A 13,540-nucleotide genomic window follows, 5' to 3' on the forward strand; every position below is an offset into this window, starting at 1 on the left:
GTGCGGTCGGAAGGAAATTCCCCGCACTTATTGTTGGCATGTCTATTGTTCACTATAGAGAAGTGTGATGTTAGTCAAAGGTTGCGTTTTTTCTTCTCTATTGTAACGGCACGTAAAATAAATCCGCGCCAGCGCACTTACAGACACAAACGGTTAGTGAACGCTGACTCTTAATGCGGCTGCGGTAGCAAACGGCGTAAGCGTCGCACTGCCCGCTAACATCGCACCGAGGATCGCCAGATACCCGCCGATGGGCATCGACATCGACGCGGCATCAATGGCACCGGTGGCAAAAATCAGCACCGGAATATACAACGGCAGAACCAGCAGACTCAGCAACACACCACCCTTGCGCAGCCCGACGGTGAGCGCCACACCGATGGCGCCGATAAAACTCAGCGTCGGCGTCCCCAGTAAAATCGTCAGCGCGACGGCTTTCCAGGTCTCAAAATCCAGCGAAAGTAACAGGGCAATCAGCGGAGACAGGATCAGTAACGGCAAACCGGTCACCACCCAGTGAGCACATACTTTCCCCAGAACCGTGAGTGCCAGCGGCGAGGGCAATAACAAAAGTTGCTCAAGCGTGCCGTCGAGATAGTCATCGCGAAACAACCTTTCCAGCGCCAGCAGGGACGATAACAGCGCTGCAACCCAGACAATACCGGGGGCGATCCGGGCAAGCAGTTTTGGCTCCGGGCCAATTCCTAACGGAAACAGCGTAATAACAATCAGGAAAAACCACAGCGGGTTGATAATTTCTGCGCTTTTTCGAAAAGCAATTTTCAGTTCGCGGCTCAGAACCTTAGTAAACATTCCGTCTCTTTCCCTTTCGCGTCACGCCAGCGCTGCGCCGGTCAGTCGGATTTTCCGCACGTCGCGGTTAACGCCCTGCAAATCCTGATGCGTGGTCAGCAGCACCATTCCGCCCTGCTCCGCATGCTGTTCGAACAGCGCAATCAGCGTCGCAACACCCTGCTTATCAATGGCAGTCAGCGGTTCATCGAGGATCCACAGCGGCGCATTGCTCAGCCATAAACGCGCCAGCGCCACGCGCCGTTGCTGCCCGGCGGACATCTGCGCGACCGTGACATCTTCGTAACCCAGCAGGCCGACATTTTCGAGTGCCTGATAAATAGCTTCCGATGCGGCGTCACCGCGAACAGACGGACTGCTGACAGACAGATAGAAGGCAAGGTTTTCAAACGCAGTAAGCACTGACTTTATGCCGGGCTGATGACCGAGATACAGAAGTTCCTGATGAAAAACATCGCGCTGACGGCGGGTATTGACGCCCTGCCAGCGGACTTCACCGGCGTCCGGAGAGGACAGCCCGGCCAGAATACGCAGCAAACTGGTTTTACCGGCACCGTTCCTGCCTTCAATCTGCACCATTTCGCCCGGTAAAACCGTGAAACTCAAGCCACTAAACAAGGTCCGCTCATCGCGAACGCAGCTCAGGTTAAGGGCTTCAAACATGGAGATGTCTCTTATTTTTCACAAGTCCGCATCATATCACAGGCGTCCGGCACGACGCAGCTTAGGGAGCGGTACGTTATTACATATAAACGCCCGCCAGAAAAGTCTGATATCGCAGACATTGCCCCAAAAATGACCCATAAGGTTCATGGGTTAACGATTTGTAACTTATTTGTATATCTGCTCATAAATTCCCGGCCTCGCCTATGCTTATGCATGACGTACTTTATTATCACTTTGATTTTTTTTTCGGGGGAGAACGATGAGCGACGATAAAAAACATGAGAGCAGCACCGATGTTGACAGCGAGGAGCATTCGCAGGGCAAGAAAATCGAAACCGGTGAAGAGAATCTGCCCTCCAAAGCGGCCGCCGTGCATGAAGTTATCCGTATGGAAGGCGAGAAAGAGCTGGAACGTGACGGACAGGCGTTGCTCTGGTCAGCGATTGCCGCCGGGCTTTCGATCAGTGCTTCGCTGATGGCGAAAGGCATTCTTCACGCCCGGCTGCCCGATTCGCCCGAACGGTTTTTTATCGAAAACATCGGTTATACCGTCGGGTTCATTATCGTCATCATGGCGCGCCAGCAGCTGTTCACCGAAAACACCGTCACCGCCGTATTGCCCGTCATGCAAAAACTGACCGGCAAAAACGTCGCGCTCTTGCTGCGTTTGTGGGGGCTGGTGCTGATCGGAAATATCATCGGCGGCGGCTTTGCAGCGCTGGCATTTCATCTGGTGCCATTTTTTGATCCGGAGACCGACAAAGCGTTTCACGAGATCAGCATGGAAATTATGGAAAAAGGCCCTGGCGCGATGTTTGTCGGCGGCATGGTTTCCGGTTGGCTGATTGCCACCATGGTCTGGATGATCCCTTCCGCAGGTGCCGCCAAACTGTGGGTGATTATGCTGATGACCTACATGGTGGCGATCGGCGACCTGACACACATCGTGGTCGGCTCGGTGGAAGTCCTCTATCTGGTCTTCTCCGGCGCAATCCCCTGGACTGACTTCGTCTGGCCTTTCGCCCTGCCGACGCTGGCCGGAAACATCGCGGGCGGTACCTTTATCTTTGCGCTGATCAGCCACGCACAAATCCGTAACGACATGAGTAATCAGAAGAAAGCCAAAGTTAAAAAGGCAGAACAGGAAGCCGCGAAGAAGGAAGCGGCGAAACCGTGAAGAGAGATAAAAGCGCAGAACTGGCGACGAAACGACCAAACGGCAGGCTAACGCCTTATTATTGAGAGAAAAACGGGTATACTACGCGGGCGCTTTCCACTGGCGTCCGTGTCTCCTTAGTTAAACGGATATAACAAGCCCCTCCTAAGGGCTAGTTACAGGTTCGATTCCTGTAGGGGACACCAAGCATCTCCAACAAAATCCTGTGAATTTACCTGCCTTACTGAAAATCCCCCCATACCCACAAATTCCCAATTTTGAGATCTCGCGCATTTTTTTTGATGAAGAATTTGTTTTACTTACACATGTTAACAAATGTTACGAAAATGAGTTCGTAATGAAAATTCTAATGTCCGTAAGGAAACCTTCATGAAAATTGTAGCTACTTTTTGTCTCGCGGGACTTTTCTCTGTCAATGCTTTTGCCCTGACCGGCAATGATGCGACCACCAAACCAGACTTGTACTATCTGAAAAACGACCAGGCAATCAACAGCCTGGCGCTGCTTCCGCCGCCACCGGCTGTGGGCAGCATTGCGTTTCTCAACGATCAGGCGATGTACGAACAAGGGCGTCTTCTGCGCTCGACGGAACGCGGCAAGCTGGCGGCTGAAGATGCCAACCTGAGTGCGGGCGGCGTTGCGAATGCGTTCTCCACGGCGTTTGGTTCACCGATTACGGCAAAAGACACACCGGAGCTGCATAAGCTGCTGACCAATATGATTGAAGATGCGGGCGATCTTGCGACCCGTTCGGCGAAAGAGAAGTACATGCGCATTCGTCCGTTCGCGTTCTACGGCGTACCGACGTGCAACACGACCGAGCAGGATAAGCTGTCTAAGAATGGATCTTATCCGTCGGGTCACACCTCCATCGGCTGGGCAACAGCGCTGGTATTGACGGAAATTAACCCGCAGCGTCAGGATCAAATCCTTCAGCGCGGTTTCGATTTAGGCCAGAGCCGCGTGATTTGCGGATATCACTGGCAGAGCGATGTCGATGCGGCGCGTATTGTCGGCTCGGCGGTCGTCGCCACGTTGCACACCAACACCGCTTTCCAGCAGCAATTGCAGAAAGCCAAAGACGAGTTTGCGAAACAGCATAAGTCGTAAAATCGTTATCTTGTAAAATACAGAAACGCTTTTGCCTGACGTTGGACTTTCAGGCAAAAGCGTCAAATTTTATTCATCTCTTTAAAGCCTGTTACCAGCCCGGAACTGCGCCACCGTTGAAGATTTTCTCTGCGGCTTTTGCCACTTCCGGCGACTGATAAGATTTCAGAAACTCCTTCACGTTCTCCGCGTCTTTATTGTCTTCGCGCGTCACCAGCAGGTTCACGTAAGGCGAGTTCTTGTCTTCGATAAACACGCTGTCGTGCACCGGCGATAACCCGGTTTGCTGAATGTAAGTGGTGCTGATGATCGCCACATCGACTTTCGGGTCGTCGAGCACACGCGGTAACTGCGCGCCTTCGAGCTCCATAATGTTCAGATGATGCGGGTTCTCAACGATATCCGGCGCCGTCGGCAACAGACCTTTACCCTCTTTCAGAGTGATCAGTTTCTCTTTTTGCAGCAGCAAAAGCGCGCGGCCCAGATTAGTCGGATCGTTCGGGATCGCCACCGTCGCGCCGTCTTTCAGCTGACCGACAGTTTTGATTTTTTTCGAATAACCGGCCATCGGGAACACAAACGTATTACCGACGGCGACGAGATTGTAGCCATGCGCTTTATTGTCCTGATCGAGGAACGGGCGATGCTGGAAAACGTTGGCATCCAGCTCACCGTGCTGCGTGGCGTCGTTCGGCAACAATGAACCGCTGAACCCGACCAGCTCGACATCCAGCCCGTATTTCTCTTTCGCGACTTTTTTGGCGACTTCGGCGACATCCTGCTCCGCGCCGTTAATCACACCGACCTTGATGTGCTTCGCATCGCTACCCTTTTGATCACAACCCGCCAGCACCAATCCTGCGAGTAATATGAAAGCGCCTGTCCGAAAATGAGGCATTGTCAGTTTCACGGTTTTTCCTTAAAAAATAAGCCCTAATCCAAAGTGAAGCTGACTATAGCAGGGTCAGGGTAGCGGCTTAAAAAACGAAAAAAGCATCAATAAGAAGAAAAAAGCATAACCCGTAAATAATGCGCAGCACTCCCCTGCCCGATTCTTTCCGAAACGTGTAGGCTGGAGGAAACTGACTGACGAGAGCCCGGAAGAATGGAAATTATTGAAGCGGACGAACAGCACGTTCCCGAAATGCAGAAAATTTATGCCTGGCATGTTAAACACGGCACCGCGTCCTTTGAAACGGAGCCGCCTTCTGTGGATGAAATGGCCGCGCGCCTGAAGAAAATCAAAGACGCCGGGCTGCTCTGGCTGGTGGTTCTGCATGAAGGGGAAGTGAAAGGCTATTGCTACCTCGGGCGATATCGCGAGCGTTACGCCTACCGGCATACGCTGGAGGATTCTATTTATATTGATCCCGGTTTTCAGAAACGCGGGGCGGGAAAAGCCTTGCTGCGCCGGGCAGTGGACTGGGCGGAAATGCAGGGGTATCGCCAGCTGATTGGTAACGTCGGCGACAGCCAGAATCAGGCGTCCATTCACCTTCATCTGGCGGCCGGTTTTAGTGTTACCGGCACCCTGAAATCCGTCGGTTTTAAACACGGGCGCTGGCTGGATACCGTATTTATGCAGCGCCCGTTAGGCGGCGGCGACCAGACGCCGCCGGAATAACGCCTTTCAGAGCCCGACCGCGTCACCGGGCGCGGGGGCTAATTTTCCTCCGGCGGTTTTGCGCGTCGCACTGCCGTCCCACACTTCCTGATAGTCGTAACCGGTCAGATCCTTGATCACTTTCTGACACTCCGGCGTGCAGTCATTCAGTTCGCCGCCGAGTTTCAGGCGCGCGACTTCTTTGATCAGCGTTCTGTGCGTATCCCGCGTCAGCTTAAATTTAAATGTCATATAGAAACTGACGGCCAGCAGGATGCCGGTAGCAAAAACCATCAGCCCGATAATCGCGTGCAGCGCGCTTTCCGGCTGAATACCCTGGCCTTTAACGAAACCGCTTTCTTCCAGCACCACACCAATCAGCATAATCGCCAGCGCGACCGTGCTTTTTCGCGTTAATACCATTACACCGGCAAATATCCCTTCGCGGCGTTTTTTGGTGACGATTTCATCCACGTCCGGAATAAAGCTGTAGATATTCCACGGAATATAATAAAGACCGGCGCGTGCGAAACCGAATATGGCAAAGACCGCGGAGAACAGCAGCAGGGAAACCGCCATTTCGGTGATATAGACATAGAACAGGAAAGCCAGTACGCAGAATATAATGCCGTACGCCAGCCGCAGTGCACCCGAAGGCGACATATTTAATTTTTCAAGCAACATCATAAATATAAACGTCGAAGGTACGGAAGCCAGCGCCGCCACACTTAAATACCCTGAAACCGACGAGGCACTTTGATGCAATCCGTAAACCACATAATAGGTGAATACGGCACCAAAAACGTCCAGTGCGGTAAACGAGAAGATATAGATAATAATATGCTGGCGGAACATGCGTATTCTGAACGAGGAAAAAAGATCTAATACCAGGCTTTTTAAATGGTGCCACAAACTGCCGCCACCGGCGGTGACCGGCTCCGGTTCAAACTCTTCACGCACGTCTTTCGCTTCCCACGTACACATCCAGGTGGTGAATACCGCCACGCAGAAGATGCAGGCAAAAATGATACCGGTGTAGGTGTACGTCAGGGAATTATCTTTGCCGGTGAACTGCATCAGTATGCCCGGAATCGACACCGCCAGCAGACCGCCGAGCTGGGAACAAATCATGCGTACGCCCGAAAGACGGGTGCGTTCGCTGAACCGGTTGGTCATTTCCGCCGACAGTGTTTCCCACGGCACCAGCACCATCGCGGACAGCAATTCAATAGAAAGATAGGTACCGAGGTAGTACCAGTAGCTCATATCTGTGACCCAGACCAGCGCGTAAAGGAACATCAAAGGAGCGCTGATCAGCAGGAAAAAACGGCGGCGGCCAAATTTTTTCCCCAGCCAGGTGTTGCCGAAATTATCGGTGATATAGCCCATAATCGGGCTTAATATCGCATCGATAACGCGGGCAATAGCGAAAATAGAACCGGCTTCAAAAACAGATAATCCGCAATAAGTGGTATAGAAGAATAATAGCCAGGTACCAATAACGGCAAAAGCGCCGCCACCAAATAAATCGGTCACGCCATACCCGATGGCCGTGCCATAACCGACTCTGCGCTCAGTTGGTTTCATTTTTATTATCCTGTCAGTGTAGGGTTATTATTAAAATTATTTAATCGGTAAGCGTTATCCATTTCCGCAACTGAGATGACCGGTAAATAGCCCCGACAATATTCAGGGAGATTTCGGCGTCATAAATATCGGTATAGTTTTTGTTTTGGGTATAAAGAGTATTCCCTGAATGACGAACTGACAGGTAGAAATTAAATACCGCCTGTCGATGGCTGTCACCCCAGTAGCTTTTAGCATTGCCCGACGGATTTTCATCGCTGATTAACAGCGTTTTGTTTTCCCCGTCAATCAGCCAGAGCGTGTTGTGATGCAGCTGCAACAGCCCTTTTTCGCAATGAATTTCCAGCAGCAGCGGGGAATCCGTGCTGTGGCAGTTGGTCGCATAGAACAGCCCGCGCGCGCCGTTACCGAGTTTAAAACTGGCCATCGCGGTATCTTCATTTTCGGTGAGTTCGCTGAGAAAACTGCTCTCCACCACGCCTTTCACCGCCAGCACGCCGCCGCCAAACCACTGCATAAGATCCAGCGTATGAATAGCCTGGTTGATCAGCAAACTGCCACCTTCTGTTTCGAAACGACCGCGCCACGGGCTTTCGGTGTAATACGTGCCGCTGCGCGACCATGTCAGCACGGCTTTAATACTGAGCATTTTGCCGAGCTGCCCGCTTTCGAGCAGCGCTTTAATTTCACGGCTCGTCGGGTTTAGCCGGTTCTGATAACAGACACCCAGCCGGGCGTCTGTTTCCGTCAAGGCCTGCCTGATGGCGGCGACTTCCCCGGAATTCAGTGCCACCGGTTTTTCGGTGAACACATGTTTTCCGGCGGCCAGTGCGGCAAGAATGGCTTCCTGATGCAGATGATGCGGCAGACAAATATGCACAACATCAATCTGCGGGTCGCGCAGCATTTCATGATAATCGGCATAAAAATCGCAGTTATACCGCTGCGCCAGCTCACGCCCTTTTTCAATATCAATTTCTGCAATCGCCCGCAGCGTGCTCGCAGGTTCCTGTTCTATCGCCGCCACGTGGCAGGAATGGATGGCACCACAGCCAATGACGGCGGCATTAATCATATTCATCATTCCTCCCGTTTCAGCGTGTCCCGTTCGCCAGCATCTGCGCCCGCACGCAAAGCTCTGCGGCTTTAAACGCATGCTCCTGCGTCATGGCGTTTTCAGTGCGGTTCAGACAATCGAGGATCAGTTGCCCGAAGAACGGGAATCCGACCTGTCCGGAAACCGGATAACGGAATTCGCCTTCCTTATTCACCAGGTACACCACGTCCTGTTCGCCACGTGTGATATCGACATATTTGCGCACCTCAATGTAACCTTCAGTGCCCAGCAGCGTCAGACGCCCGTCGCCCCAGGTGCTGAGCCCTCCCGGCGTAAACCAATCGCAGCGAAAATATCCACGTGCGCCGTTTTCACCTTCAAGCATCGTATCGCCAAAATCTTCAAAGTTCGGGTATTGCGGATGGTTGAAATTCAGCGCCTGTGCCGCGACCACGCGGGCATTGCCGTTGCCGGTATAAAACAGAAACTGCTCAATCTGATGACTGCCGATGTCGCACAGGATCCCGCCAAATTTCTCCCTTTCGTAAAACCAGTCAGGCCGCCCTTCACCCTCGCGGTGCGGGCCGGTACCGAGCGTCTGAACCACGCGACCAATCGCCCCTTCCTGCACCAGTTGCCCGGCAAATACTGCGCTTTCCACATGCAGACGTTCGCTGTAATACACCGCATATTTACGCCCGGTTTTCGCCGCCTTTTCTTTTGCTGCCGCCAGCTGTTGCAGCGTGGTGAGCGGCGCTTTGTCGGTGAAATAATCCTTTCCGGCGTCCATCACTTTCAGCCCGAGCGCGCAGCGTTCCGACGGAATTCCCGCGCCAGCCACCAGTTGCACCTCTTTATCATCGAGAATCGCGCTCAGCGATGGAGCGACCGTCACCTGCGGATACTGGCTGACTAACTTCGCCACTTTTGCCGGATCCGGATCGTAAACCCATTTCAGGCTGGCACCGGCTTCAATCAGCCCGTTGCACATGCCGTAAATATGCCCGTGATCGAGCGCGGCGGCGGCAATCACGAATTCGCCCGGTTTCACCACCGGCTGCGGTTTCCCGACAGGTGCATAGTTCATTCCGTCTTTGATGCTCATATTTACGCTCCTGTATCCATGTTTTTACCCAGCGGGATCGCCTCTTCGTTGGCGAAGTTTTCCACGGAAGCCGATTTCTCGTAAAAGTGCGGGGCCAGCGAAACCAGCCCGCCGGTCTGATAGAAAGGATCGGTCTGAACCAGCGGCAGCGTCACAATGCTGCGCGTAATGGCCGATTTATAAATCGCGGCAATCAGTTCCAGCGAACGCTTGCCCTGAACGCCGTCGATCAGCGGGGCGCTTTTCGTTTCCAGCGCGGTGAGGAAGTTGTCTATCTGGCCGGTGTGCAGGGTATAAGTCAGTTTGGGAATGGACTGATACACATCCTCGAGGCGGTTTTCACGCGCGGTATCACGCTCTTCCACCGGAAAACCGTTCGGGGCAGAAATGCTGGCGAATTTATCCCATGGTGCAGAAACCCGGGCTTTTTCGCCCTGAATGACAATTTTCTGATCTTCACCGTGATGCACTACGGAAGCCGTCAGCTGCGTCAGCGCACCAGTGTCATATTTGAAAATCGCCGCCGAAAGGTCTTCCACTTCGGCATTATCGTGAGCGGCGTTGGTGATCATCGACACCACTTCGGAAGGGAAACCGAGCATCCACTGAATGGCGTCAATATGGTGCACCGCGTGATTGAGGGTGCAGCCGCCCGCCTCTTTTTCCCAGGTTCCGCGCCACCACAAATCGTAATAGGAATGGCCGCGCCACCAGAACGAATCCACCTGCGCGTGGCAAACTTTTCCCGCCTCGCCGGAATCGAGCACCTGTTTCAGCCGCCAGAACGCATCGGTAAAACGGTTTTGCGCAATGATGGAAAGCGTTTTACCGCTTTCCTGCGCGGCGCGGATCATCGCGTCACACTCCTGCAAGGAAGCGGCCATCGGTTTTTCACAGAGCACATGCTTTCCGGCGTTCAGCGCGTCAACAGAGATTTCGGCATGCACATACGGCGGCGTGCAGACGTCAAAAACGTCAATGTCCGAATCATTAAGAATATCCTGATGACTGGCGTAAACCTTCGCGTCAGTGAGCCCGTAATGCCGTTTTTTCTCTTCCGCTTTCTCCGGATAAATATCCACCAGCGCGACCACCTGGCAGCGATCGGCAAACTGCAAATATCCCTGAATATGGTTATGTGAAATATTACCCGTACCAATAATGGCTATTTTAAGCATTATCCTACTCCCGATAAAAACCTAAGGGCGATCGTCACCTTGCTGAATTTATTAATAATTCAGGGCAGGCAAATACGATATTTTTTCTCTGACGTTGTTATTCAGGAGAGTAGTAACGACTTTTTTTTCCAACAACCGCTATTTGTGACAGGAATTGCAGTGCGGCAGAATGGTTTTGCTATGATTGCGAATAGCTTAAGAATTACAACCAGTTAACCGTGGTAATAAGTCCATACTCTAATGAGGCGTTGATCACACAATGACGGGAAAATTAAAAATCAGGCAAATTGCGGAGCTCACCGGGCTTTCTCCGAGCACTGTTTCCCGTGTCCTTGCTGGTAAAGCGAATGTCAGCCCGCGGGCAAAAGAAAAGGTATTTACCCATGCAAGAACCATGGGTATTTTGCGCGACATTCCCGCCAGCCGTTTGTTAATGAATACCCTGTTAATTTGCGCGCCGCCTGCGGCATTTTCCCAGCGTGAAGATCTCTATTATTACGAAGCCATTCAGGAAATTACCGCTGAAGTGGCGCGCTTTGATATTCACATCCGTAAATGCGCGTTGTCGGTAAACGACCCCGATATCGCGGTTTTTATGCAGGCGCTGAATCTGTCCGACGTGGACGGCGTCGTTATCATCGGAATTGATGACGTGATGCTTTATCGTCTGGCGGCGGAATCGAATAAACCGGTGGTGATGCTGAATGCGAAAGACAGCGAAATGCGCCTTGATTGCGTGTCAGCGGATCACTATTCGATCGGTTATTGCGCGGCGAATTTCCTTTTCCAGAAAGGCCACCGGCCGGTATTGCTCTTCACTGACCTGCGCCGCGAAACCATGATGCAAAGGCTGGACGGCTTCAAACGCGCCTGTCTTGAGCATCACGTCATTTTTGACGAAGCGACACATCTGCTGATCAATCACGGCAACGGCAAAGAGCAGGCGCGCAAATGCTTCGATAAATACCTGAAAGAGCGCAACCGCGAATGCCTGCCGTCAGCCATTATCTGCGGCAGCACGCCGATTGCGCACGCCACCGTGGAAGCGTTGCGGGATCAGGGCATCCAGGTGCCGGAAGACATTTCCGTCATGAGCATGGATTTCGAGCACGACATGAAACTCACCTCGCCGATGAATTTCACCTCCGTCCTTCTGCCCTGCCGCGAGCTGGGCAGCGAGGCCGTGTACATCCTGCAAAGCCGCCTGACGCGGCCATCAGGCGCGAAATTTAACCTGTTGTTGCAGGGCAAAATCCACACCGGACAATCAGTTGCGGATGTGAAATGGAAGCGTAAAGGGTTATATCCGCAGCCTTCCGGTTTATAATCAGAAGATGATGATCAGTTGCGACCGGCCATCACCCCGCCGTCAATATCCCAGATTGCGCCGGTGACCCAGCCCGCTTTTTCGCTCAGCAGAAACGCGACGGTTTCAGCGATATCACGCGGCTTACCGACGCGGCCAATCGGGTGGAAACTGTTGAAGCTGTTCATCACACCTTCCACTTCATCTTTCGCGATAAAACCTTCATAAATGGGCGTCTGCACCACCGCCGGAGACACGGCGTTGACACGGATGCCGTGACCGCCCAGCTCAATCGCCATGTTTTTGGTCAGCGCATGCAGCCCGGCTTTAGCCATTGAATAGGCGGAAGAAGGCGTGGCACCGATGGCCTGCTGCGCCCACATCGACCCGATATTCACCACCGAACCGCGCGTTCCGGCTGCCAGCATATTTTTCACCACATCACGGGTGATAAAAAACGTCGCGCGGTTAATGTTCATATACATGTCGTAATCGGCTTCTTCATGCTCCGCAAAAGGTTTCGGGAAGAACACACCCGCGGCATTCACCAGCAGACTGATATCCTGATGCTCCGCGTTAATCGCGTGACGGATGTGATTCATGCCCTGCTCCGTCATCAGATCCCCCACCAGCACGGAAACCGGACCGAGTGCGGAAAGCTCACGCTGCGCGGCGTCGGCTTTTTCCTGACGGTTACCGACCAGCACCACACTGCCGCCCTGCTCCAGCAGCAGACGCGCGGTTTCCAGCCCCATGCCACTTGTACCACCAACAACCAGTAATTTTTTACCGCTGAATGTGTTGCTCATCATTTTTATCTCCGCAATATTTTCTTTGTCTGTGTAACCGGAGCAGTTCGTCGTTCCGGCTGATGAGGTCATCATGCCAGCCATGCGCACCGCCAGCGACGCATAAGAAATAAGTCATCGACAAAGAAAAACTATCTCATTACTGTGCGCTGGTACTTTGCAAAAAATTTCCCCGACGATGAGAACATCATGCGAACCCTCAACAGACTGAAATGGTTGCAAGCTTTTGAAGCCACCGCGCGACACGGCAGTTTTACCGGCGCGGCGAATGAGCTGGGCGTAACACCCGCTGCGGTCGGCCAGCTGGTGCGGGCGCTGGAAGAATGGGTCGGACATCCGCTGCTTACGCGCACCCGCTCCGGCAGTGAACGCCTCACGCTGCTCAGCGATGTGCATGATGCGCTCGATGACATCTCGCTCGGGCTGGATAAACTGGAAAGCGGCCTGACAAAACTTCGCGGGCGCAGTGCGCGCTCCGTGGTGGTGGTCACCGCCTCGCAGGTGCTGGTGATGAACTGGCTGATGCCGCGGCTTAACCGTTTTTCAGAACGCCATCAGAATATTGATATCCGTCTGGACGTCGCAGACCGGCTCACCGATCTTGCACACGGTGAAGCCGATATTGGTATCCGCTGCGGGCCGGGAAACTGGTCAGGTTTACACGCAACCTGGCTGATGGATGAAGAAGTGGTGATGGTGTGCAGCCCGTCTCTGCTGCCCGCCGATAAGAACATCAGCCACAACTGGCTTTATGAACAAAAGCTTATCCACGACGACACGCCGCACCCCGGCGCGAATCTCCCGCTGTGGGAAAGCGTACTGAAAAAATGCGGGCTGGACGGCGTGCGTCAGTCTCATCAGCATATCAATTCCACCGCCGCGGTGATCCAGGCCGTGCTCAGTGGTCAGGGCATCACGCTGGTACGCAAAGCGCTGGTGCAGCAGGATTTAGATATTCACCGGCTGGTGCAGTTATTCCCGCAAATGTCGCTGCCAATCACCTGGTCTTATTATCTCGTCAGGTCTGCAAAATCCTTACAACGCCCGGAAGTGAAGGCATTTCACGACTGGATGGTGGAGGAAATTCAGTAAGATGTTACGATTATCGCGCCAGCCCTCCCCTGAAACT

The 13,540-nt window shown here is 53.1% G+C and carries 13 protein-coding genes and 1 tRNA gene; 6 read left to right on the forward strand and 8 right to left on the reverse strand.

Annotated features, from left to right (window positions below; translation table 11 throughout):
- Nucleotides 1-153: 153 nt before the first annotated feature.
- Together ccmB and ccmA are read right to left on the reverse strand one after the other, a co-directional pair.
- Nucleotides 154-813, reverse strand: a complete 660-nt coding sequence (ccmB, locus tag J1782_RS21815) for a heme exporter protein CcmB (protein ID WP_152324424.1) — start codon at nucleotides 811-813, stop codon at nucleotides 154-156.
- Between the two features lie 21 nt (nucleotides 814-834).
- A complete protein-coding gene (gene ccmA, locus J1782_RS21820; protein WP_165058350.1) occupies nucleotides 835-1,476 on the reverse strand; it encodes a cytochrome c biogenesis heme-transporting ATPase CcmA in 642 nt (213 codons plus the stop codon).
- 262 nt (nucleotides 1,477-1,738) lie between these two features.
- Here ccmA and J1782_RS21825 point away from each other — a divergent pair, with 262 nt between their 5' ends.
- The 3 genes from J1782_RS21825 (at nucleotide 1,739) to phoC (ending at nucleotide 3,766) form a co-directional block, all read left to right on the forward strand.
- Nucleotides 1,739-2,656, forward strand: a complete 918-nt coding sequence (locus J1782_RS21825) for a formate/nitrite transporter family protein (protein WP_165058351.1) — start codon at nucleotides 1,739-1,741, stop codon at nucleotides 2,654-2,656.
- A gap of 110 nt (nucleotides 2,657-2,766) precedes the next feature.
- A tRNA-Arg gene (locus tag J1782_RS21830) sits at nucleotides 2,767-2,841 on the forward strand.
- A gap of 184 nt (nucleotides 2,842-3,025) precedes the next feature.
- Entirely contained in the window at nucleotides 3,026-3,766 is a 741-nt protein-coding gene (gene phoC, locus J1782_RS21835) for an acid phosphatase PhoC (protein WP_101076177.1), read from the forward strand.
- 91 nt (nucleotides 3,767-3,857) lie between these two features.
- Here phoC and nlpA read toward each other — a convergent pair whose 3' ends face one another.
- On the reverse strand, nucleotides 3,858-4,676 hold the full coding sequence (gene nlpA / locus J1782_RS21840; protein ID WP_152324439.1) for a lipoprotein NlpA: 819 nt from the start codon (nucleotides 4,674-4,676) through the stop codon (nucleotides 3,858-3,860).
- 195 nt (nucleotides 4,677-4,871) lie between these two features.
- Here nlpA and J1782_RS21845 point away from each other — a divergent pair, with 195 nt between their 5' ends.
- On the forward strand, nucleotides 4,872-5,390 hold the full coding sequence (locus tag J1782_RS21845; RefSeq protein WP_152324440.1) for a GNAT family N-acetyltransferase: 519 nt from the start codon (nucleotides 4,872-4,874) through the stop codon (nucleotides 5,388-5,390).
- A 6-nt stretch (nucleotides 5,391-5,396) separates the two neighbouring features.
- Here J1782_RS21845 and J1782_RS21850 read toward each other — a convergent pair whose 3' ends face one another.
- From J1782_RS21850 to J1782_RS21865, 4 genes are read right to left on the reverse strand one after another with little or no spacing between them, the layout of a single operon-like run.
- The gene (locus tag J1782_RS21850) at nucleotides 5,397-6,956 is read right to left on the reverse strand and encodes an MFS transporter (protein WP_217153892.1); all 1,560 of its coding nucleotides are present in this window, start codon (nucleotides 6,954-6,956) and stop codon (nucleotides 5,397-5,399) included.
- A gap of 40 nt (nucleotides 6,957-6,996) precedes the next feature.
- Entirely contained in the window at nucleotides 6,997-8,037 is a 1,041-nt protein-coding gene (locus J1782_RS21855) for a Gfo/Idh/MocA family protein (protein ID WP_217153922.1), read from the reverse strand.
- A 13-nt stretch (nucleotides 8,038-8,050) separates the two neighbouring features.
- Nucleotides 8,051-9,118, reverse strand: coding sequence for a Gfo/Idh/MocA family protein (locus tag J1782_RS21860; RefSeq protein WP_217153893.1), 1,068 nt, complete (start codon nucleotides 9,116-9,118; stop codon nucleotides 8,051-8,053).
- Nucleotides 9,119-9,120: 2 nt separating this feature from the next.
- The gene (locus J1782_RS21865; protein ID WP_165058357.1) at nucleotides 9,121-10,296 is read right to left on the reverse strand and encodes a Gfo/Idh/MocA family protein; all 1,176 of its coding nucleotides are present in this window, start codon (nucleotides 10,294-10,296) and stop codon (nucleotides 9,121-9,123) included.
- Between the two features lie 259 nt (nucleotides 10,297-10,555).
- On the opposite strand from J1782_RS21865, the gene J1782_RS21870 reads away from it, so the two are divergent.
- A complete protein-coding gene (locus J1782_RS21870) occupies nucleotides 10,556-11,623 on the forward strand; it encodes a LacI family DNA-binding transcriptional regulator (RefSeq protein ID WP_152324444.1) in 1,068 nt (355 codons plus the stop codon).
- Between the two features lie 14 nt (nucleotides 11,624-11,637).
- Here the strand turns inward: J1782_RS21870 and J1782_RS21875 are convergent, their stop codons facing one another.
- On the reverse strand, nucleotides 11,638-12,411 hold the full coding sequence (locus tag J1782_RS21875; RefSeq protein WP_217153923.1) for an SDR family NAD(P)-dependent oxidoreductase: 774 nt from the start codon (nucleotides 12,409-12,411) through the stop codon (nucleotides 11,638-11,640).
- 189 nt (nucleotides 12,412-12,600) lie between these two features.
- Here J1782_RS21875 and J1782_RS21880 point away from each other — a divergent pair, with 189 nt between their 5' ends.
- On the forward strand, nucleotides 12,601-13,503 hold the full coding sequence (locus J1782_RS21880; RefSeq protein ID WP_217153894.1) for a LysR substrate-binding domain-containing protein: 903 nt from the start codon (nucleotides 12,601-12,603) through the stop codon (nucleotides 13,501-13,503).
- Nucleotides 13,504-13,540: the final 37 nt, after the last annotated feature.

Source organism: Rahnella sp. BCC 1045, assembly GCF_019049615.1.
Lineage (GTDB): Bacteria > Pseudomonadota > Gammaproteobacteria > Enterobacterales > Enterobacteriaceae > Rahnella > Rahnella contaminans.